This is a genomic window from Dyadobacter sp. HNCC25DJ183 (assembly GCF_056895175.1).
In genome coordinates this window covers 300,817-322,621 of sequence record NZ_JBXHAP010000005.1, presented here as the reverse complement: position 1 = coordinate 322,621, position 21,805 = coordinate 300,817, and the positions used below count along the sequence as shown (strand labels likewise).

The following is a 21,805-nucleotide window of genomic DNA, read 5'->3' as shown; positions in this document are numbered from 1 at the left end:
TTGCTTTTCTGGTTAAAGGCAATGGGCTCAATTTCTACGCAAAACGGAACAGATTTTGCGTTCCTAGAAACAAAAAAGGCGAAACCTGATCGGTTCCGCCTCGTAAAATGCTGTAAGTTTTGGTTAGTGCTGAAAAGCCTGCTTTACCCTGGAAGTAATAAACCGCCGTTCATCCCTGGCGCGCTTGCTGTTCCTATACCAGAAATAGGCTATCCCGGCAACCAGCAGGTAAGGCATTACAAACAGGTACATAATACCCGTGTTCAAACCCACGCCTACATTATTTCGGCCATTTCCCATGGAACTTTCTACTGAGCCGCGGCACATTGCGCATTGTGCCCAGGTATCCGTGCCCAACGCAACAAACAAAAGAATCAAAGTAAATACGATCAAGAACCTTTTCATACGTAATAGGGACTTATCATGAGGTAAACAATAACTCCGGAAACACTTACATAAAGCCAGATCGGCATTGCCCACTTCACTGCTTTCCTGTGTTGGAATATGTCATTGGTATAGCCGAAGTAAATGGCACGCAGTACAAACCAAACGACAACTATTGACAGTACGATATGGGAAATTAGTAAAAAGTAGTACACCGGTCTGAAAAAACCTTGTCCACCGTACGGAGTAGCTTCATTCGACACGTGGTACAAAATGTAGCAAACCAGAAAAACCGCGCCTAATAAAAAGGCAGCGGTCATCGATCTTCTGTGACCTGCAACATTCCCTTGTTTGATAAAGTAAAAGCCCGCGATTAGCAAAACGGACGTTAATGTATTGATCATGCCGATAACATGAGGAAGCATTTTCGTCCAGGTACCTAAGTCTATTTTCTGCCGGATTCCAAGCAAAACTGCAACCGCCAATGGAATTGCAATTGCCAGAATATTGATGATACGTTCGTACTTCGGCTTTTTCTCAATAATTAAAGTTGCCATACTATTTGGTTACATTGCCTTCATAGGCAAGAATCTTGATTTCGGCCATAAGCCGTTCTATTTCTTCGGGATCAACTCCCTTGTAATATCCTCTTACAAATCCATTCGCGTCTACCAGAATAATCAAGTCCTGAGCATTTTCAAGTTGACCCTTTTGTATGCCCAGCTCGTTTTCAAAAAACGAAGTAATTTCACTTTCAGGATATGTGAACAACTTCCACTCCTTTCCATTCGCCCCAGGAACTTCCCCATTCCGATTAGCAATCCCCTGCGATAAGGTCAAAACATTCAATTCCAGAATTTCGGAATGCAATGCACTGATTCTTTGAAGTTGCGAGACTACCAGCTTACAAGTGTCCCCGCAGGTTTCCGGTAGATAGTGTAGCACCGTAAGTTTACCGCTAAACTTCACTTGCTTCTGTGTAAAAATACGATCAGAAACTTTATGAAACAGGGTATCGCCATTTTGAACTATAACAGCATCGGCTTTATTCCGTTCCGGATTGAAGTATGGCAGATCGTAATGATTGCGTGCGAAGAACTTCAAAAAGATAAAAATCAAAGCCGGTATCACTAATGTTACGATTAGTAATCCGGCTTTGGGAAAATTTTTCATTCGGGATTCTTAACTAAATACGGCCTCAAAAATCGCATTTCCTTCAAGTAGCAGCGCTAAAATAAGCCACATTACGAATAGGATCGGAACCAGAATTGACCAGATCAAGGATTTTGTTTCATGCTTTAAGTGCATGAATTCTCCCACTATATAAAATGCTTTCACGATGGTCATGACAATGAAGATAGACACCTTCAATACTCCGTGAGGAACTGTGAATGCGATTAAGAACTCTAGTGCTGTCAGGATCAACAGAATCCAGAACGTCTTCATAATCGCCTTGCGTTGCTCTGCGCCTGCGTTTGGATCCTGATTATGGATATGATGTGCGTCCGCCATTTTTATCTTAAATAATTAGAAATTTTGAAATTAAACCAGATAGAAGAATGTAAACACAAACACCCAAACCAAATCCACAAAGTGCCAGTAAAGACCTACTTTTTCGACCATTTCGTAGCTTCCCCTCTTATCGTAAAAACCCGTAGCAGCACGGAAGAAGATCAGAATATTTAAGATCACACCACTAAATACGTGTGTTCCGTGGAAACCGGTAATGAAGAAGAAGAAGTCTGCGAATGCAGGAGGACCATATTGGTTCTCGGTCAGGTTAGCCCCGAATATTGTCTTCTCTACCCAGGTTCCGTTCTCAATAACTTTCATTACACTTCCTGTGTCGGTACCATGGATAAAGTGAGACCACTCCCAAGCCTGGCAACCCAGGAATGTAAAACCACCCAGAATCGTCCAAAGCATGTATTTTTCAACATTCGCTCTGTCCATTCTATGTCCGGCTTCTACTGCAAGCACCATTGTAACACTACTCGCAATAAGAATAAAGGTCATTATACCAACAAATACCAACGGCAGAGATATTCCATGCAGAAAAGGTACGGCCTCATAAACTCTTTCAGGAACCGGCCAGTACATATTGGAGAATGTGAAATCTTCACGATTTCCTTCGAATGCCGGAAAACTAAACCGGGCTGTACCATAAGCCACCAAGAGGGCGGAGAAAGTAAAGGTATCGGAGATGAGGAAAAACCACATCATCAGTTTTCCGTAACTTGCTTTCATGGGCTCTATCCCCCCCAACCACATTTTGGGTTCCACAGCACCAGGTGTTGTTACATTTGCAGCCATTGGTAAATAATATAATTAATTAAAAGTCAATAAAAATACAAAAAGGTATAACCAGAGAATATCTAAAAAATGCCAGTAAGTCGCACAGATCTGAATTCTTCTCAAATTCTTCTTGTGTACTCTCATTTTAAATGCCGCAGTCAGCGAAACGAACAACACAATCAGACCCGTAATAATGTGAAATCCGTGTAATCCGGTAAACACATAAAAAAACGATCCCGAAGGGTTTCCAACGAAATAAACGTTCATTTCAACCAGCTTACTCCACCCTTCAAATTGCATCCAGAGGAAAAGCAGGCCGAGTACAAAAGTAATAGAAATTGCTATTTTCAATTGTTTGAACTGATCTTTTTTTGCCGATATATAGGCCCATTGCATTGCCAAACTGCTTATTAGCAGAACTCCAGTGCTGTACCAAAAAATACGCGGCATTTCAAACTCAAGCCAGTTACCTTCCGCTCTCCTTACGAGGTATGCACTTGTCTGAGAAGCAAAGAGCATGATAATCGTAACCAAGAATAACCACAAAATAAACTTGATCGGATCCATTGACAATGTCTCCTGTGGTTCTTTTTCTATTTTTAAATGCTGAACATTTTCCATTTTTCTACACTGTTTCAAATTCACAATTTATCCAACAAAAACGCGATCTGCACGATGGGCAGGTATATAAACGAGCCAAACATGAGCTGTTTCGCTGTCTTGTCCGTGCAAGTACGCATCAGGTGAAAAGTCTGAGCCAGGAACAGTACTCCGAAAACCGTAGCAACAAATGCAGAGTTGATACCAGTCATTCCCAGCTCGTAAGGCAACCAGCCAATGGGCAACAGGAATAAAGTATAGATCATAATCTGCAATGTTGTATCAGAATCTTTGAGACCGTTTGCCGGAAGCAACTTAAACCCTGCTCTTTTATAATCTTCATCTAAAACCCAGGCAATCGCCCAAAAATGGGGGAATTGCCAAAAAAACTGGATAGCGAACAGGATACCTGGTTCAAGTCCAAAGTGATTCGTGGCCGCCACCCAACCGATCATTGGAGGAAATGCACCCGGAAATGCACCCACGAAAACTGCAATTGGACCAACGCGCTTCAATGGAGTATAAACAAAACCATATAGCACAAGTGATAAAAGCGAAATCAATCCGGTACTAAGATTGAATGTGCTGATAAAAATAGCCAGTGATGTAACTCCTAAAACAACCGCCCAGATAGCCGCTTGCTGGACAGTTATTCTGCCGCTCGGCAAAGGCCTGCCAGCAGTTCTCTTCATCAATTTGTCAAAATCCTTTTCCAGGATCTGATTGATAATATTTGCAGCTCCGGTAATTCCGATTGATGCAAGAATAAACAAAACCAATTCTCCCGAATTTACATTCTTAGCTCCCAGGCAATATCCCATAGCGCCAGAAAAAGCGATCAGAGATGCTAGACGAAACTTCAACAGCTCGAACAAAATGCCCAGCCGCTCTCTCACCCTGTCAAAACCACTTACCCGCTCCTCTACTGAAATCATCTTTAATTCTATTTTACTAAACTGAATGCGGCTGCACGCCGGCATTGTCATTATACTTCAAATAAGTCTTTCCATTTATTACTAACCAACTTACAAATTGCAAGCCGATCAAAACGATCGCGAATGTCAGGTGCAATGGCTGAGCATATGGCGGAACTCCCAGGTACGCCATTAAAATTCCGGTTGCAATCTCAGCCGCCAACACCCAAGCACATCCGAGGGCTACTTTGCCAGCAAAGCTTGATTTACCTTCAAGCTCCCAAACTCGTCTGATCCATAGTGTGTTTACAAAAAGCACAATAATGGAAAACGAGCGGTGAACATAAAATTCAGTCCCCAGCTGACTGATCCACTCGCTTCTCGCAGCATATCCGAGTTCGAAGATTACATGATCAATAGCTTCACGAACCTGGGTTCCAATGAGGATCTGAACAAGAGAAAGGCCAAGTACCAACACTCCAAGCGTGTTCAAACTCCCTTTACTGCTTTCATTAATCTTGAGAAGCTTGTCTACATATCCCGACCAGGTCAGCAAGTAAAGCAGCATAAAAACGATCACGATCGCCAATAGCATGTGTAGTGTCACAACCACCGGTTTCAACTCGAACGAAACCACTTTTGCTCCAAGCCAGCCCTGAAATCCTACCAGAATGAAAGCAGCAAGGCTTAAATAAAAAATCTGCTTATTTCCCGATCTTAAAAACGGTAGGGAAGCAAGCAGAGTCAGAAAAATCATTATTCCGGTAAATGCTCCCAGAAGCCGGTTTACATATTCTGTCCAGGTCTTAACTGGATTAAATTCTACTTCGCCTTTCAGTTTTGCTCCGTAGATCTGTTTGTAGTCAGGTGGTAGTTGTGACGCGTCTGTTGGAGGGATCCAGGTTCCGAAGCACTTGGGCCAATCGGGACAGCCCATACCAGAACCAGTACTCCGCACAACTCCTCCTGCTATAATCAGGAGATAGAGTGTGATAACTGTATTTAAAGCCAACCGACGGAAACGTCGGTTGGCTTTTGAATTAATGTGCTGAGTTGAACTGGTCATTAAAATTTTGTGACTCAATAGTCTTCTCTAACGAAATCAACTCATTCTCATGTGGGAAGTTTGATTCGAGTGTTTGAGAATATGGTATATTCTGAGGGATAAAATCCTCTTTCGCACCAGGCTTGCTGTAATCATAAGACCAACGATATACTGCTGGAATTTCGCCTTCCCAGTTACCATGTCCAGGATTGATAGGAGCAGTCCATTCGAGCGTATTTGAACGCCATGGATTCTGAGGAGCTCTTCTTCCTTTGAAAATGCTGTAAAAGAAGTTCCACAAGAAAATGAATTGCGCCAGGAAAGTCAGGATCGCTGCGATAGAGATGAACATGTTCATGTCCATGAACTTATGCGTAAAATCGTAGCTGGTGAACTGATAGTAACGACGAGGGAAACCGGCAATCCCTACATAGTGCATTGGAATAAATACCATGTAGATCCCTATGAAAGTAAACCAGAAGTGGATCTGACCAAGCGTTGTGCTCATCATTCTTCCAAACATCTTAGGGAACCAGTGATATACACCTGCGAACAATCCGAACGCAGATGCAGCTCCCATTACCAAGTGGAAGTGGGCTACTACAAAGTAGGTATCGTGCAATTGTATATCCAGCGCGCTGTTTCCAAGAATAATACCTGTCAAACCACCAGACACGAACAGCGATACCAGACCAATAGAGAACAACATTCCAGGTGTGAAAACGATGTTACCTTTCCACAATGTAGTAATGTAGTTAAAGCCTTTCACAGCAGACGGTACCGCAATAATCAATGTAAGGAACATGAATACAGATCCAAGGAAAGGATTCATACCAGTTACAAACATGTGGTGAGCCCATACGATAAACGCAAGGAAGGCGATACCTAGCATAGAGGCAATCATCGCGCGATAACCAAAGATCGGCTTGCGTGAATTAGTTGCAATTACCTCAGACGTGATTCCTAAACCTGGAAGCAATACAATGTAAACTTCAGGGTGGCCAAGGAACCAGAATAAGTGTTGGAATAGAATCGGGCTACCTCCTACATTAGGCAATGCTTCACCGTTAATGTAGATATCAGACAGGTAAAAGCTTGTTCCAAAGTGTCTGTCGAAAATAAGCAGCAATACAGATGAAAGAAGTACAGGGAAAGAAATCAACCCTAATACAGCTGTAATAAGGAAGGACCAGATCGTCAGCGGAAGACGATCAAAAGACATTCCTCTTGTACGCAAGTTGATAACTGTAGTAATGTAGTTAATACCACCCAGTAGCTGAGAAACGATGAAGAATGCCATACTGGTCAACCAAAGCGTCATACCCATTCCTGATCCAGGGTGAGCCTGTGGCAATGCACTTAGGGGAGGGTAGATAACCCAACCACCGGCTGCTGGTCCATTCTGTAGGAAAAGTGAGGCAAACATGATCACACTGGCTAGGAAGAAGAACCAGTAAGAAAGCATGTTCATAAAACCGGACGCCATATCGCGGGCACCGATTTGAAGTGGTATTAAAAAGTTACTGAATGTACCGCTCAATCCCGCTGTTAATACAAAGAATACCATGATGGTACCGTGCATTGTAACCAGAGCAAGGTAGAAATTAGGATCAAGTTTACCCGAATCACTGATCCATCCTCCAAGAATAGGCTTTAACCATGACAGGTTAGAGTCAGGCAAACCAAGCTGGATACGGAAAATAATCGACATTGTAATACCTATTACCGCCCATAGAATTCCGGTAATCAGGTACTGTTTTGCTATGACTTTATGGTCCTCAGAAAATACATATTTCTGCCAAAAGTTTTGTGCTTCATGGTGGTGATCATGCTCCCCTGCGTGATGGTGAGCTGTTTCCAATCCTTCAATAGCTGACATATACTTTTAATGTATTTAAATTTACTAATTAGCGTAGACTAGAACTTGTTCCTACTCCTCCTCCTGAAGTTGTGCTGTCTGCTGGTGCTGCAGGTGCAGCTGCCTCAGCCGGCAGGTACTTCATTGCCTTGGCCTTCAGATTCTCAGGTACCTTTGCAAGATACTCGGGATAAGTCTGAAGGAACGTAGCTTGTTCCGCACACCATTTCTTATAAGAGGCTTCATCTTCAACTACCAAACGCATCTTCATTGAAAAATGTCCTTGTCCGCAAACCTCGGCACAAGCTATTTCATAATCAAACTTAGGATCACCTAATTCAGCGCGCATCTCAGCGGTAGTCTTGTCCGGAACGAACCAGAACTTTGTTGGCATACCTGGTACCGCATCCATTTTAACCCTCATGTGTGGGATGAAAACACTGTGCAATACATCACGTGCTCTGATTTTTAATAAAACAGGACGATTTACAGGAATATGCAGCTCACTTGGATTGGTAAAATCATCAAATGAATTTTCGTCAGACAAGTCAATACCAACTTCGTTCTGCGGATCGATCAGCTTGTAGTTATAATTCCCAAGCTTGTTGTCACTCACTCCCGAATATCTTGCAATCCAGTTGAATTGCTTACCTGTGATCTCAATTACCTCTGCATCTCTTGGTGCATCAGAAGTAATGTCAGACCAGGCTTTCCAACCTGTAAAAACCAATAGAGCCATAACAACTGCCGGAACAATAGTCCAGATCAATTCTAGTCTGTGGTTCTCAGGATAGAAGGTGGCACGGTGATCCTTTTTATGCTGATACTTCCATGCGAAAAAGAAAATAAGGAAGTTGACAATAATGAATGGAATGGTCAGAATTCCCATTGAGAACCAAAACAGATCATCCGTTCTCCGTCCATGTATAGAAGATGCTTCAGGCAAGAAGAATTCACGAGCATGAAGATATGACCATGTGATAGCAACAGCTCCAATCAGAAGCACGATGATAAACATAGCGCCATTAACCTTGTTTCCGGAAGTATCAACTTCTGTTGACTCTGCTTTATTAATGCCCTTCAGTACACCCTGCAGCTTCGATACAACGACACCTACTAGAACGATAAAAAGAAGAGCAACTAACGCGATAATGATATACATGATAATAAACTGGTTTTGCAATTAGGCAATATCGTGATGCAATGATTCCTCCAACATAGGGTGGTTACGCGGGATCAGATTAGCTTTCTCCAATTGGCTTGCGATAGTATATGCAAATGCACAAAGGAACAAAAGGAAGAATCCCCACTCCAAAGCTCCGAGTTCAGCGCCTGCTCCAACTGATCCAGGCATAATATTCGTGTAAAAATCCATATAATGACCGATGATTACGCTCCAGCAAGCCACTTTCAAAATTGAATGTGTATACTTTGCATCGCGGGTCATTAATACCAGGAATGGAAAGAAGAAGTTCAAAAACAAGGTGATAAAGAACGGAGCTTTATAGAATCCACCATATCCTCTGAAACGTTCGATAAAGTAAATCGTCTCTTCCGGAAGGTTAGCGTAGTAGATCAAAAGAAATTGAGCGAACCAAACGTACGTCCAGAAAATACTGAAGGCAAATACAAATTTTCCAAGATCACGCATGTGACTGGAGTTAACTGCTCTCAGATAACCTCTTTCTCTCAGCATAACAACAGTCAATGTAATAACTGCTAATCCTGCAACGTGCCAGCTAGCTAATGTATACCAACCAAACATGGTACTAAACCAGTGTGTGTCAATAGACATCACGAAATCCCATGCAGAAGTAGATGATGTTACACCAAACACTACAAGGAAAGCTGTACCAAAACGTATTGATTTTTCATAGAATTCAGTACCTCCGATTTCATCTTCCTGCAAAGACAGATTACGTATCACTCTCCACAAGCCGTACCACACAACAAAATAGATAACAAGTCTGATCAGGAAAAAAGGGGTATTTAGAAATCCTCTTTTACCTGCAATAATGCGGTCATATTCGGGACCTCCCACTTCATACAAACCTTCGTGCGTCCAGTGAAAAAGATCATGTCCACCAAAAATGAATGTAAGCAGTAATACAACTCCTGTAAATGGCAAAAATGCTGGTAGAGCTTCGGGTACTCTTTTGAAAACAGCTGACCATCCTGCTTGCGCCAGGTAGTTATAAGAAATGAAGAACATTCCGATAACTGACATTCCAGTAAAGTAGACGCCGTTCACCCACAGGTTCGCCCAAATTCTGGCGACCCAGCTCTTTTCATGATGACTACCCGCTGCCGCACTTACTGCTTCATGACCGGATGCACCATGTTCAGCAGCTCCATGACCCACAGCCGCAGCAGCATGTTCTGCGCCATGTGCCGCAGCTTCATGTCCGCCTCCGCCAGTAGCTGCCAAATATGCTCCCAAAGCTATCAGGGCTAATCCTACACCACCGCCTATTAGTAAATTCCTCTTAGCTCCCGATGTAAATTCAAACCGTTCTTCAATAGAAGGAATCGAATGTGCTGATGCCATTATCTAATTATATTTCTGTTAATCAATTTAATGTTATGCTCCTTTCTGAAGCTTCTGTACATAGTGTACAATTTTCCAGCGCTCAGCAGGATCTATCTGAGATCCATGTGGCCACATCCGGGCTTTTCCGTATGTAATCACGTGAAAGATATGACCTTCATTCATAGTCTTATAAGCATCACTGGCGTAATTAGGTACCCCTTTATACATGGCACCGACCTTACCATCGCCAGCGCCAGTAGCACCGTGACAATGCTGGCAGTATCTTTCGTACAAAACTTTCCCCTCAGCCAAAGTACCTTCATTAAAAGGAATCGGATTTTTCAAAACCTTTTCAGCAATTGAGATACTGTCAGCCGGTATGTTGTAAACCATCAGATCAACAGTTGCAGAATCGCTTTCTCCAAACGTTGTTTTGTAGTTCCTCCTCGCTACTGTACCTGCAACCGGCAATCTCATTGTCAAGCCCATCGGGTTGATTGGATTTGCCTTTTCTTGCTTGTAAGGTTCGTAACCTACTGGCAAGTACATATTAGGCGCATATTCTTTTCCAGGATCACTTGGATCCTTCTTACAGCTCGATACAGCTGACAAGAACACAGCAGCAACAAACAGACCTTTATATAAACTCTTAAATTTCATCGTCTCAAACTTCATTAAAATTGCTTGATGTTGACTTCCTCAGCGCCACTGTCCTTTAATGCTCTTGATATTTCGTCCACTGTCATTGAGTTTCTTCCAAGATCAATCGCCATCACAAACTTGTTATCTGTTGAGCGTAGATCGAACCTTGGATGAAAATGGCTTCCAGGTCCAAGTCCATTCGAGATAAAGAAGGTAGTAACCATCCCGAAAGCCGTAAAAAGTACAGTTAACTCAAATGTGATAGGAATATAGTTGGGGATAGAGATTGGGTCTTTACCACCTACAATCATTGGCCAGTCAATACCCATAGTCCAGATCATCAAGGTAAGTGCACAGATGCATCCAGTTACTCCAAACATAAATGCAGCAATACCAATCCGCGTCCGGGGATGACCGAGTGCTTCGTCCATTCCGTGGATTGGGAAGGGGGAATACACCTCTTTGATTTTTACGCCTGCCTTTCTAAGCCTTGGCACTGCGTGAAGCACAGTATCGTCATCGTCATAAACTCCGACCAAATACTTACCAGATAATTCTGCCATACTATAACTTATAATTAAATATCAGAAAGTCCCTTATTCCTTGTCTTTATCGTAAGCCGGTTCAGCTGTACCACGCTGCCTAACCTTGGCAACCCCGGAGATTTTAGCAGGTAACTGAGCTGATGTAGATCGTAACACTGCCTTCACCTCTGCCATATTAACCACGGGTAAATATTTCGAGAACAACAGGAACAATGTAAAGAATAACCCGAATGAGAAAATATAGTCACCGATGTCATAACGTGTCGGCGAGAACATGGCCCAGCTGGAAGGCAGATAGTCGCGATGCAATGAGGTAACGATAATTACAAATCGTTCGAACCACATACCAATGTTTACAACTACGGAGATAAAGAATGTAAATGTGATACTGCGACGCAGTTTTCTTGACCAGAATAACTGAGGAGATATTACGTTACATGTCATCATCGCCCAGTACGCCCACCAGTAAGGTCCTGTCATACGGTTAAAGAAAGCATAATATTCATATTCAACACCTCCGTACCAGGCAATAAAGAACTCGGTGATGTAAGCCACACCAACAACTGATCCGGTAAGTGTAATTACCTTATTCATCGTTTCGATGTGTTCAAGCGTGATATAATCTTCAAGCTTGTAAACAACCCGTGTAATAAGCATCAGGTTTTGAACCATTGCGAAACCTGAGAAAATCGCACCGGCAACGAAGTAAGGAGGGAAGATCGTTGTATGCCACCCTGGAATAACAGAGGTTGCAAAGTCCATACTTACAATCGTGTGAACCGAAAGTACAAGTGGTGTAGAGAGACCCGCAAGGATTAAGCTGATGTACTCGTAGCGAGCCCATGTCTTTGCAGAACCGTCCCAACCCATTGCAAACGTTCCATACATAAACCGGGAAACTTTGCTGGTAGCGCGGTCACGGATTGTTGCAAGATCAGGTATCAAACCAATGTACCAGAATACAAGGGAAACTGAGAAATAAGTACTAATCGCAAAAACGTCCCAAACAAGCGGTGAATTGAAGTTAACCCAAAGTGAACCAAATGCATTAGGAAGTGGCAAAGCCCAATATGCCATCCATGGACGGCCCATGTGCATCAGAATGAAAGATGCTGCGCAGATAACAGCGAAAATGGTCATCGCTTCTGCTGCACGGTTAATTGAAGTTCTCCACTTCTGCCGAAATAGCAAAAGGATCGCGGAGATCAGGGTTCCGGCGTGACCAATACCTACCCACCATACGAAGTTGGTAATATCCCAGGCCCAGCCTACTGTCTTATTCAAACCCCAGACACCGAGACCTTCCCACCAAGTCCAGGCAAGGCAGACAGTTCCGTATGCCAAAACTACAAGCGACAGGCCGAATGCTATTTTCCACTCCTTGGTAGGAGCACTTTCAACATGGCGGCATATATCTTCCGTTACGTCTGCGTACGTCTTCCCACCTTGAATCAGGGGTTCTCTTACAGGTGATGTAACATGCATACTATTATGTTTTTATAATGATTTATCTTCAAAAACTAAGCTCAAATTACGCGTGTTCTTTCTCACTTGCAGGCTTCGCGGCAGCCACATCCTTGTTCCGTATTTTAGTCAGGTAAGACAATTGCGGTCTGGTGTTGATTTCTTCCAACACGTGGAATGCACGTCCCTCCTTCTCTGTTTCAAGAATTTTGGATATTCTACTTTCCGGATCATTCATGTCACCAAATGTGATTGCATTGGTTGGGCATGAAGATGCACATGCAACATTCACCTCACCATCCACAATACGTCTTCTTTCTTTTCTTGCAGTAAGTTTAGCTTCCTGAATTCTGTGAACGCAAAGTGAACATTTCTCAATAACCCCTCTTGAACGTACAGTTACATCAGGGTTAATAACCATCTTACCAAGATCATTATTGAAGTGGTAGTCGTAGTTATCGTTGTCAAAATATTTGAACCAGTTGAAGCGACGTACTTTGTATGGGCAGTTATTTGCACAATACCTTGTACCAACACAACGGTTGTAAGTCATTTGGTTTAATCCTTCTGAGCTGTGCGTAGTTGCCAATACCGGGCAAACAGTTTCGCAAGGCGCATTATTGCAATGCTGGCAAAGCATCGGTTGGAAGGTAACTTCCGGATTCTCAGAAGCAATTTCCAAACCCCTCAAATCTTCAACATCTGCATCGCTGCTGTAATAACGGTCAATACGCAACCAGTGCATCTCGCGACTGTTGATTACTTCCTGACGACCTACAACAGGTACGTTATTCTCATTCTGGCAACTAATCACACATGAACCACAACCAAAACAAGTGTTAAGGTCGATCACCATTCCCCATGAGTGATTCTTGTATTTATGTCCATTCCAAAGTGTTAGATCTGTGGCGTCAACTGTTCCCTCCGAAGTTGGGATGGTTGGAGCAAATCTGCCTGCCATCGGATCTTTTTGGAAATGAGCTAGTACTGTTTCCTGAAGAACTGATTTACGGTTCATCACAGTACTATGTGTCTGCGTTTGAGCAATTTCCCTGGTATCCCCAGTTTTTGAAATTGTTACTTCACCAGGAGCAAAGGAAAGATAGCCGTCAGTAAATGTTGCAAAGGGATAGATATTCTTACCCACACCATTAGCAGACTTTCCAGCCTTTTCGCGACCATAACCAATGGAAATTGCAACAGTTCCATTAGCAAGTCCAGGTTGAACAATCACAGGAAGTTCAACCGACTTTCCTTTAAATTCAACCTTTACAACATCACCTTGTGCAAGGCTCAGCTCAGTTGCTGTTTTTTGAGAAAGACCTGCGTGGTTGTCCCAGCACGCTTTCGTAATAGGATCCGGCAATTCCTGCAACCATGGATTGTTTGCAGATGCACCATTCCCTACGCCAACATTCTCGAAAATAGCAAGTTCGATACCTGATGTTGACGCTTTATAAGTTTTAGAGATCGCCGAAGCAGCAGCACTTAGATTGCCATTAAACGCAACACTTCCAGCAGCAGCAGCGGTATTTGATTCAAATACGCCGTCGTGCAAAGATTTCACCCAGAACTGCTCGAAACTGCCGGTTCCGCCCTGAGCAAAAATGTTCTTTCTCCAGTATGATTTAACGTATTCGTGGTAATCTGTTGAAAGACCAGCCCATTTCAATAAACTTGACTGTCCTTGTCTTGTATTAAAAATCAGACTGATTGCAGGCTGAGTTAAGCTGTATGAGCCAGCAACAGGCTCAGCGTCGTTCCACGACTCCAAGTAGTGAGGAGCAGGAAGAATGTATTTGAAAAGAGAGGATGTTTCATCAGCGCGATCATTGAATGATACACTTAATGAAACTTTTGGAAGAGCCGCGGCCAGTTCGGCACCACGTGGGTGATCATAAACAGGATTTGCACCCCATAGAATAACAGCTGAAACTTTGCCGCCTTTAACTTCGTCGACAAGCTGGTTCATCGCTACGTCATTTCCCTGACGATAATAAGCTGGCTTGTCCAGGTTGATCAAAGTGCCATAAGCGCCCAGCAGATTGTTCAATGCATTAACAACCACTTGTACCGAAGGATCGTTAATTCCACAAACGACCAAAGCCTGACCTTTTGCAGCTATTAACTCTGCTGCTGCCTTATCCAGATTTGGAATGTTAACCGCAGCAACTGAAACAGGTGAACCACCTAATTTAGCAGCTACTTTATTATATAATGCAGCCGCAACCAGCCCAAGCTGAGAAGGTTTTACCGCAGTACGGTAATCTGCATTCGATCCTGTCAAAGACAAGATTGATTCAAATTGATAAAGGCGGGACATATCTTTCTTGCCACCTTTCTCACTGCTCACACGACGTGTTTCAGCGAATTGTGCGGAATAGAGATCCGGTGCAAGCCAGGTTCCCAGGAAATCTGCGTCAATTCCAACAATGACCTTCGCTTTACTGAAATCATAAGAAGGAAGTACCGCTTTGCCAAATGAGGTCTCATTTGCCTTTACAATTCCGTAAGCAGAATTTGCATCATAAACTACATGGCTGGTAGTAGGATATTTAGCTGTAAAATCAGCAATAACCGCCTTTGTAGATGGGCTTAGAACAGTAGATGTAAGAATACGGATAGCTCCGCCTCTTGCAGAGATCTGAGAAAGCTGGTCCTGGATTTCCTTATCAACTGTTTCCCAACTAACCTTTGTATCGTCACCCTTTTTAGGGCCTCTTAATTTTTCATTGTCATACAAACCCAACAGGGATGCATGCGCTCTTGAACTAACTCCGTAAGAAACCTTTGAAAGCGAGTTACCTTCAATCTTAACAGGTCTTCCCTCGCGGGTTTTTACTAAAATGCTTGTGTAGTCTCCACCTTCCGCATAAGTAGATGCATACCAGTTTGCGATTGTCGGAAATTCACCTTCCGGCTTGTTCACGTATGGAATTGCCTTTTTAACAGGGGTTTCACATGCAGCCAAAGATACCGCTGCCATACCAAAGCCAAGGACTTTCAAAAAATCACGACGATGCGTACCAGCTCCGTCCACCAAACTTTCATATTGGCTTTCGGTTGGTTCACCAGCAAACTCTGAACTTGCGTCCTTTATAAACTTCTCGTCGTTACGCAACTCCTCAAGTCCCCGCCAGTATCTTTTACTATTGTTTTCCATAAAACTATTCAATACAATGAGTCGTATTCTCGGGTATTATTTTCTCTTATTGATTAATAGTGGCACTTAGAGCATTCCAGACCACCTATATCAGCTACTTTCAAAGCTTCCTTACTTTCCGAAGCGTGCAGCTGAACCAGCTTGTCATAGTATTGATTGTCCTTGGTATTTACTTCTGTTTTACGGTGACAATCAATACACCATCCCATTGTCAGAGATGAGCGCTGTTGAATAACTTCCATTTTCTCAACTTCTCCATGGCAATTCTGGCATTCCAATCCACCTACATTTACGTGCTGGGCGTGATTAAAGTACGCCAGATCAGGAAGGTTATGCACCCTCACCCATTCGATCGGCTGATTGTTTTCAATTGAAGTATAAATTTTTTGAATTTCGGGAGATTCCTTCTTGATCACTCCGTGGCAGTTCATACAGATGTTCGCTGATGGAATGTGCGCAGACTTCCCTCTGTTAACACCTGTGTGGCAGTAGTTACAGTCAATTTTGTATTCTCCTGCATGCAATTTGTGAGAGAATGCGATAGGTTGCTTAGGAGCGTAACCTTGCTGAACACCAACACTATAAGCACCATCGATCGTAGCCTTAAGTACCAGGAGAACAAAAATCCAGAGCGTCGCTGATCTGATAGCAGGGTCTGAAGAAATCTTCTTTAAAGAACTGCCGAGTCTTGTCATGAAGTCCGGCTTCGTACCCGACTCCACTTCTCCGCCAACAGCCTTCGACAAAAGTGATACGATTACAAGCAGAACGCCCAGCACAAGGATCATTACAACAACCAATGCACCAAGAACTACCATAAACAAACCGGAAGGACCTTCACCACCCGACTCACCGCCACCTCCCGCAGCAGGACCTCCACCGGGAGCAGCCGCAGCTGCAGGTGCAGCAGTAGAAGCCTGATCCACGTAAGCGAAGATTCCCTTAATATCGTCATCAGACAAGTTAGGGAAACTTGTCATCTGCGCCTTAGAATATTCGTTGTAGATTTTAACGGCATAAGGATCGCCTGCCGCGATCATAGCCTGTGAGTTACGTACCCACTTCGAAAGCCAGGCAAAATCGTGACGGGAGCTGGCACCTTTCAAACCAGGACCTACTACTCTTTCGTCAGTCACCGCATGACATTGCGCACAATTGTTTTTGAAAAGTGCTTCACCTTTAGCAGCATCACCGCCACCTGCAGGAGCTGCCGCCGTAGCTGTGCTATCCTGCGCAGAAGCAAGATTTTGCACACTCAAAAGTAGCCCTACGGCGATGGTGAAAAGGATTCTTGAGTAACTAAAGTAGGAACAAAACTTAGCGTTCTTACGGAATGATATATTCATAATCAACTATTCATTATTCTTCAACAGACAAAACTAGCTTACGATTTTTTATCCACAAAAGTATTTAGGGGATATTTTGAAGCACCATCTTATTTATAATTTGTCTAATTTATTAGCCATTTTTGCAGGATTAATGCAACAGGAACAACATTGATTTTCAGCATATTGACAAAAAAAAGTACCATTTGGAGGCATAACAAACTGCCCTTACCAAATGGTACTTTTTGAGTAATTATTTGTGCCCAAAATGCAGTGCCAATTACCCGTAAATCTGATGAGGTTCCGAGCGGATTCGAACCGCTGTACGAGGTTTTGCAGACCTCTGCCTAGCCACTCGGCCACGGAACCAAATTTGGATTAGCTGCAAGCTGTTAGGCATACAGCTAATCCGGGTGCAAAAGTATTAATTTTTCTGGCTATTCGCCATTATTAATTACTTTTTGCTCTTTTTTTCGCTTTCTTCCATTTGTTCTTTCAATGCAGAGAGAACACTAAGGTCGCCGAAAGTAGATTTTTCTGCGTCTTTTGCAGGAGCGTCAGTATTAGACGCTTTCGCTGGAGCCGACTTTGCAGGTCTTTCTTCTTTCTTTTCCTCAGCAGAAACGTGCTTAACTTTTGAATGCGTCAAAACGATTTTCTTCTCATCTTTCAGGAATTCAAGAACTGTGAAGTCAAGGCTCTCACCTACTTCTGCAAGTGTACCATCTTCTTTTGCAAGATTTTTGATAGCTGCAATCCCTTCGATTCCGTAAGGAAGCTCAAGTGTAGCAAACTTATCGCCTTTTGCAACGATGGTAGATTTATGTACTGAACCTACTTCGAAGATGCTTTCAAAAGTATCCCATGGATTTTCTTCCAATTGCTTGTGGCCAAGAGCAAGACGACGGTTGTCGGCATCAAGTTCAAGAACTACAACTTCCAGCTCATCATTTACTTTCACGAAATCAGATGGATGCTTGATCTTCTTAGTCCAAGAAAGATCTGAAACGTGTACAAGACCATCGATACCTTCTTCAAGCTCAATGAACAAACCGAAGTTTGTCAGGTTGCGAACCACTCCTTTATGACGTGTTCCAACTGCATATTTCTCTTTAAGAGAAGCCTGAGTCCAAGGATCTTCAGTCAGTTGTTTGATACCAAGAGACATTTTACGCTCCTGACGATCCAATGTCAACACTACTGCACTGATCTCGTCATTTACATTCATGAATTCCTGAGGATTGCGCAGGTGCTGAGACCATGACATTTCAGAAACGTGGATCAAACCTTCAACACCTGGCTTGATCTCAAGGAATGCGCCGTAATCTGCAACATTAACAATGCGGCCTGTAACTTTCGATCCAACCTGGATTTCCTCATCAAGAGAATCCCAAGGGTGAGACTGAAGTTGTTTCAAACCAAGTGAAATACGTTTTTTCTCCTCATCGAAGTCAAGAACAACAACATTGAGTTTTTGGTCAAGTGACAACAGATCCGATGGGTGGTTAATACGTCCCCACGAAATATCAGTGATGTGCAACAATCCGTCAACTCCACCAAGGTCGATAAACACACCGAAGTTGGTCATGTTCTTAATTACACCTTCAAGTACCTGACCTTTTTCAAGGTTGTTCAGGATTTGCTGACGTTGTGCTTCAAGATCTTTTTCGATCAGTACTTTGTGAGATACTACTACGTTGTCATTTGCGTAGTTAATCTTAACAACTTTAACCTCCATACGTTTTCCAACAAAAATGTCGAAATCGCGGATTGGCTTAACATCAATTTGAGAACCTGGCAAGAATGCTTCAATACCGAAGATATCAACGATAAGACCACCCTTAGTTCTTCTTTTAACATTTGCATCAATAACCACATCCTCATCAAACGATTTCTGGATGTTGTCCCATGCAGTAATAACTTTCGCTTTTTTGCGTGATAGAACAAGCTGACCTTGTGCGTCCTCCTGATTCTCCACGTAAACTTCCACCTCGTCACCGATTTTCATTCCCGGCAAATCGCGGAATTCGTTAGATGAAACGATACCGTCAGATTTGAAACCGATATTCAGGATCACTTCACGGTCAGTAATACCAACTACTACACCTTTAACAACTTCTTTTTCCTGAACAGGAGAAAGAGTAGTCTCATACATTTGTTCCAGACTGGTACGGTCAGCGCTTGAATAGCCTGTACCAAAACCTTTGTCTGCTGCTTTGTCCCAATCGAAATCAGGAAGAGGTTGATTTTGTTTTTCCTTAGACATAAATAGGAATTATAGCTCTTGGATACATCAGCTTGCGAGCTACCTAGCTGAAAATTAGTTAAACAAGCATTTTAGAAAAATGAGAGCGCAAAAGTACGCGTTTCAGGATAAATTCCGAAGGGATGTGGGGAATTTTATTTGAAGGCAAAGAGGAGGGTAAGCCCAGCAAGGAACAGGCACTTACGAAAGCAATGTAGTTAGTAATTTCAATATGTTCTTTCCTTGGAGCCCAAATATGGTAGCCACTCATCATCGGCCAGACCTGAAAAGTCCCTTATAAACATTAGAAAAGATGGACGGAAGGGACGTTGCCTGAGCGGCATATCAATTTCTTCGGGTGTATGGTCGCCTTTCCTTGAATTGCAGCGCTTGCAGGCAGTAGCCAGATTGTCCCATGTAGTTTTGCCGCCTCTGGATTTCGGGATGACGTGGTCTAATGTAAGATTGTCGTGCGTTCCACAGTACTGACACCGGTTACCATCCCTCTTAAAAAGATTTTGCCGGGTCATGACAACACCTCGATACGGAATATGTATGTAGCGGTGGAGGCGTATGACAACCGGCATGGGATACTGATCGTTTACTGTACGTAAATACTGCCTTCGGGACTCGGCCAGCATTTCAGCTTTGTTCATGTAGACTAATAAAAAAGCCTTTGGAACCGTGCAAACACTTAATGCGCTGTAATCTTGATTAAGAACCAGTACTTTACCCATGACACATCGAGGTAATTATTTCTGACAATATAACAAAAATCCGTCAAAAAAATCCGCTGCGCAGGTGCAAAAATACTGAGCACCAATTCAATACCCGGCCCGGTCGTTCTCGCGCTTTACATCTCTTTCCTTGATGCTGTCGCGCTTGTCATAGAGCTTTTTACCTTTTGCCAGTGCAATATGCAGCTTAGCAAGCCCCCGGTCGTTGGTGAACATTCGCACAGGAATAATCGTCAAACCCTGGTCTTTCAGACCCTCAGTCAATTTTCGCCGCTCGCGCTTCGTGATCAAAAGCTTTCGATCCCGCATTGGCTCGTGGTTATAGTGGGTACCTTCCGTGTAAGGCGAAATGTGCAGGCTCCGGATGTACAATTCGTTGTCCATGAAAAGGCAATATGCGTCCTGAAAATTGACCTTACCTTGCCGGATAGACTTAATCTCTGTTCCCGTCAGTGCCATTCCCGCCGTAAACTCTTCCAGAAAAAAATACTCAAACGAAGCCCTGCGATTCTTTATATCTACTTTTTTAACTATTTTTTCAGACATATCATAAATTGTAAAGGGCTCAAAATTAATTTTTTGTTAAAACTATACCAACACATGAAATCACACCTGACGCGATCAATGCAAACTGCATTTGTACTCGCATTGCTTATGCTAGCTGTCCCTGATGTAAATGCACAGGATAAATCTGCCGAAGTGAAAGCCGTAGTTGATAAGATGTTCGATGCAATGCGCGCCGGAGATTCACTATCTCTCAGAAGCGTTGTCACAGCAGACTGCGCATTAACATCATTGTCCAGAAACAAAGCTGACTCCGTCATTGTGCATACAAGCAGCATGCAGGGATTTATCAAGGCAGTCGGCACACCTCACAAAGAGAAATGGGATGAAAAAATCTATGACGTGACAGTGAGTATAGATGAACCCATGGCGATCGTCTGGGCACCTTACAAGTTTTATCTCGGCGAAACCTTCTCTCACTGCGGTGTCAATGTTTTTACATTAACACATACAAAAGCTGGCTGGAAAATCAATGCGATTACAGATACAAGAAGAAAGGAGAATTGCCCGTGATGCTCAAAATTTGACCATTTGCCGCCACGTACCTTTCAGGCGGTTGTACTTGATCGTACTTGGCAGTGCCTTCCACCAGTATTTGTTCATTTCTACTGCAAATGAAGGCTGCATATAGCAATTGATCACGCAGCCCTCGCAAGCCGGCAGGCGCCCCTCCAATGCAACCAGCTTCTGAACCTCATCTGAATGGTACAGCTCAAACAGGCTGCCATTAATTGGAAAGTCTTTTAATCCCAAATGGTAACAGGGCAGCACAAGCTTGTTTTCCGGTGAAATGACGATTGTTGTACTGGCAGCTTTGCAAACGGGAGCCTCTACATGATTTCCGCCATCAAGCCGCAATTGCACAAAGGCTTCGTTGAGGTACACATTTTTTTGCTTCGCCCACCACAACAATTCCTTTAACGCTGATTCGGAAAGGTTTGAACCAACTTTATCGTACTCAAATACCGGATTCAGGATCAGTACAAGATCATTGGGAATGCATACTTCTTCCCATAGCTGCCGGATCTTGCCAATATTATCTTCAAAAACGGTAAAAATGATATCCGGTCGCTCTCCAAGTGATTTGGCGATTGCAATGGACTCCATCACTTTGTCAAAACACTTCACACCCCTGGATTGATCGTGCTCGTCACGGTCGGGAGAATCAAGCGAGAAATGCAGCATATCTATCAGCCCGCGCAGCTTTTCTGCCTGCTTGGGATAAAGCAGTCCATTGCTTGTGACGGTCGTGATCATCCCGTGATCCTTTGCTTCTTTCAAAAGCACGTCAAGCTGCCTGTGAAGCAAAGGCTCGCCACCGGTAAAGTCAATGACCTTAACGCCCAGCTTTTTTAAATCCCGTAAATTCTCGCGAAGATTTTCAACTGTAATATAAGGCGAGGGCTTCTCCCAGATATCGCAAAATCCGCAGGATGCATTGCAACGATAGGTTACATAATAATTGCAAAGTACCGGGTGGGAGACCAGTCGCAT

At 43.2% G+C, this 21,805-nt stretch carries 21 protein-coding genes and 1 tRNA gene; 1 reads left to right on the top strand and 21 read right to left on the bottom strand.

Annotation, left to right across the window (positions count from 1 at the left end; all coding sequences use genetic code 11):
* Nucleotides 1–123: 123 nt before the first annotated feature.
* The 20 genes from AC1XTG_RS14760 to smpB form a co-directional block, all read right to left on the bottom strand.
* On the bottom strand, nt 124–405 hold the full coding sequence (locus AC1XTG_RS14760) for a hypothetical protein (protein WP_484842487.1): 282 nt from the start codon (nt 403–405) through the stop codon (nt 124–126).
* A complete protein-coding gene (locus AC1XTG_RS14755) occupies nt 402–941 on the bottom strand; it encodes a DUF420 domain-containing protein (RefSeq protein ID WP_484842486.1) in 540 nt (179 codons plus the stop codon). Before AC1XTG_RS14755 ends, AC1XTG_RS14760 begins: the two co-directional genes overlap by 4 nt.
* Before the next feature lies 1 nt (nt 942).
* Entirely contained in the window at nt 943–1,557 is a 615-nt protein-coding gene (locus AC1XTG_RS14750; protein ID WP_056291137.1) for a hypothetical protein, read from the bottom strand.
* Between the two features lie 9 nt (nt 1,558–1,566).
* Nucleotides 1,567–1,896 (bottom strand): cytochrome C oxidase subunit IV family protein, encoded by a 330-nt coding sequence (locus tag AC1XTG_RS14745; RefSeq protein WP_056291135.1) that lies wholly within the window; start codon nt 1,894–1,896, stop codon nt 1,567–1,569.
* A 30-nt stretch (nt 1,897–1,926) separates the two neighbouring features.
* The gene (locus tag AC1XTG_RS14740) at nt 1,927–2,697 is read right to left on the bottom strand and encodes a cytochrome c oxidase subunit 3 (RefSeq protein WP_056291133.1); all 771 of its coding nucleotides are present in this window, start codon (nt 2,695–2,697) and stop codon (nt 1,927–1,929) included.
* Between the two features lie 15 nt (nt 2,698–2,712).
* Entirely contained in the window at nt 2,713–3,300 is a 588-nt protein-coding gene (locus tag AC1XTG_RS14735) for a cytochrome c oxidase subunit 3 (RefSeq protein ID WP_056291131.1), read from the bottom strand.
* Nucleotides 3,301–3,320: 20 nt separating this feature from the next.
* Nucleotides 3,321–4,214 (bottom strand): heme o synthase, encoded by an 894-nt coding sequence (gene cyoE / locus AC1XTG_RS14730; protein WP_056291129.1) that lies wholly within the window; start codon nt 4,212–4,214, stop codon nt 3,321–3,323.
* A 16-nt stretch (nt 4,215–4,230) separates the two neighbouring features.
* The gene (locus AC1XTG_RS14725; RefSeq protein ID WP_484842485.1) at nt 4,231–5,205 is read right to left on the bottom strand and encodes a COX15/CtaA family protein; all 975 of its coding nucleotides are present in this window, start codon (nt 5,203–5,205) and stop codon (nt 4,231–4,233) included.
* Nucleotides 5,206–5,233: 28 nt separating this feature from the next.
* A complete protein-coding gene (locus tag AC1XTG_RS14720; RefSeq protein ID WP_056291126.1) occupies nt 5,234–7,117 on the bottom strand; it encodes a cytochrome c oxidase subunit I in 1,884 nt (627 codons plus the stop codon).
* 28 nt (nt 7,118–7,145) lie between these two features.
* The gene (locus tag AC1XTG_RS14715; RefSeq protein WP_484842484.1) at nt 7,146–8,258 is read right to left on the bottom strand and encodes a cytochrome c oxidase subunit II; all 1,113 of its coding nucleotides are present in this window, start codon (nt 8,256–8,258) and stop codon (nt 7,146–7,148) included.
* A 21-nt stretch (nt 8,259–8,279) separates the two neighbouring features.
* Nucleotides 8,280–9,644, bottom strand: coding sequence for a quinol:cytochrome C oxidoreductase (locus tag AC1XTG_RS14710; protein ID WP_484842483.1), 1,365 nt, complete (start codon nt 9,642–9,644; stop codon nt 8,280–8,282).
* A 33-nt stretch (nt 9,645–9,677) separates the two neighbouring features.
* Nucleotides 9,678–10,301 carry a c-type cytochrome gene (locus AC1XTG_RS14705; RefSeq protein WP_056291122.1) on the bottom strand — a complete coding sequence of 208 codons (624 nt, stop codon included), beginning with the start codon at nt 10,299–10,301 and terminating at the stop codon, nt 9,678–9,680.
* Nucleotides 10,301–10,831 carry a DUF3341 domain-containing protein gene (locus AC1XTG_RS14700; RefSeq protein WP_056291120.1) on the bottom strand — a complete coding sequence of 177 codons (531 nt, stop codon included), beginning with the start codon at nt 10,829–10,831 and terminating at the stop codon, nt 10,301–10,303. The genes AC1XTG_RS14705 and AC1XTG_RS14700 overlap by 1 nt, the downstream gene beginning before the upstream one ends.
* Nucleotides 10,832–10,864: 33 nt before the next feature.
* Nucleotides 10,865–12,298, bottom strand: a complete 1,434-nt coding sequence (nrfD, locus tag AC1XTG_RS14695; protein WP_056291119.1) for an NrfD/PsrC family molybdoenzyme membrane anchor subunit — start codon at nt 12,296–12,298, stop codon at nt 10,865–10,867.
* A gap of 46 nt (nt 12,299–12,344) precedes the next feature.
* On the bottom strand, nt 12,345–15,440 hold the full coding sequence (locus AC1XTG_RS14690) for a TAT-variant-translocated molybdopterin oxidoreductase (RefSeq protein WP_056291117.1): 3,096 nt from the start codon (nt 15,438–15,440) through the stop codon (nt 12,345–12,347).
* A gap of 53 nt (nt 15,441–15,493) precedes the next feature.
* Nucleotides 15,494–16,786 (bottom strand): c-type cytochrome, encoded by a 1,293-nt coding sequence (locus AC1XTG_RS14685; protein WP_056291115.1) that lies wholly within the window; start codon nt 16,784–16,786, stop codon nt 15,494–15,496.
* Nucleotides 16,787–17,063: 277 nt separating this feature from the next.
* A tRNA-Cys gene (locus tag AC1XTG_RS14680) sits at nt 17,064–17,134 on the bottom strand.
* Between the two features lie 85 nt (nt 17,135–17,219).
* Nucleotides 17,220–19,031, bottom strand: coding sequence for a 30S ribosomal protein S1 (rpsA, locus tag AC1XTG_RS14675; protein WP_056291114.1), 1,812 nt, complete (start codon nt 19,029–19,031; stop codon nt 17,220–17,222).
* A gap of 206 nt (nt 19,032–19,237) precedes the next feature.
* Entirely contained in the window at nt 19,238–19,747 is a 510-nt protein-coding gene (locus AC1XTG_RS14670) for an HNH endonuclease (RefSeq protein WP_056291112.1), read from the bottom strand.
* 87 nt (nt 19,748–19,834) lie between these two features.
* On the bottom strand, nt 19,835–20,293 hold the full coding sequence (smpB, locus tag AC1XTG_RS14665) for an SsrA-binding protein SmpB (RefSeq protein WP_056291110.1): 459 nt from the start codon (nt 20,291–20,293) through the stop codon (nt 19,835–19,837).
* A 54-nt stretch (nt 20,294–20,347) separates the two neighbouring features.
* On the opposite strand from smpB, the gene AC1XTG_RS14660 reads away from it, so the two are divergent.
* Complete coding sequence (locus AC1XTG_RS14660) at nt 20,348–20,824, top strand: nuclear transport factor 2 family protein (protein ID WP_082489382.1); 477 nt, start codon at nt 20,348–20,350, stop codon at nt 20,822–20,824.
* A 3-nt stretch (nt 20,825–20,827) separates the two neighbouring features.
* On the opposite strand, the gene AC1XTG_RS14655 is transcribed toward AC1XTG_RS14660, so the two are convergent.
* Entirely contained in the window at nt 20,828–21,805 is a 978-nt protein-coding gene (locus tag AC1XTG_RS14655) for a radical SAM protein (RefSeq protein ID WP_056291108.1), read from the bottom strand.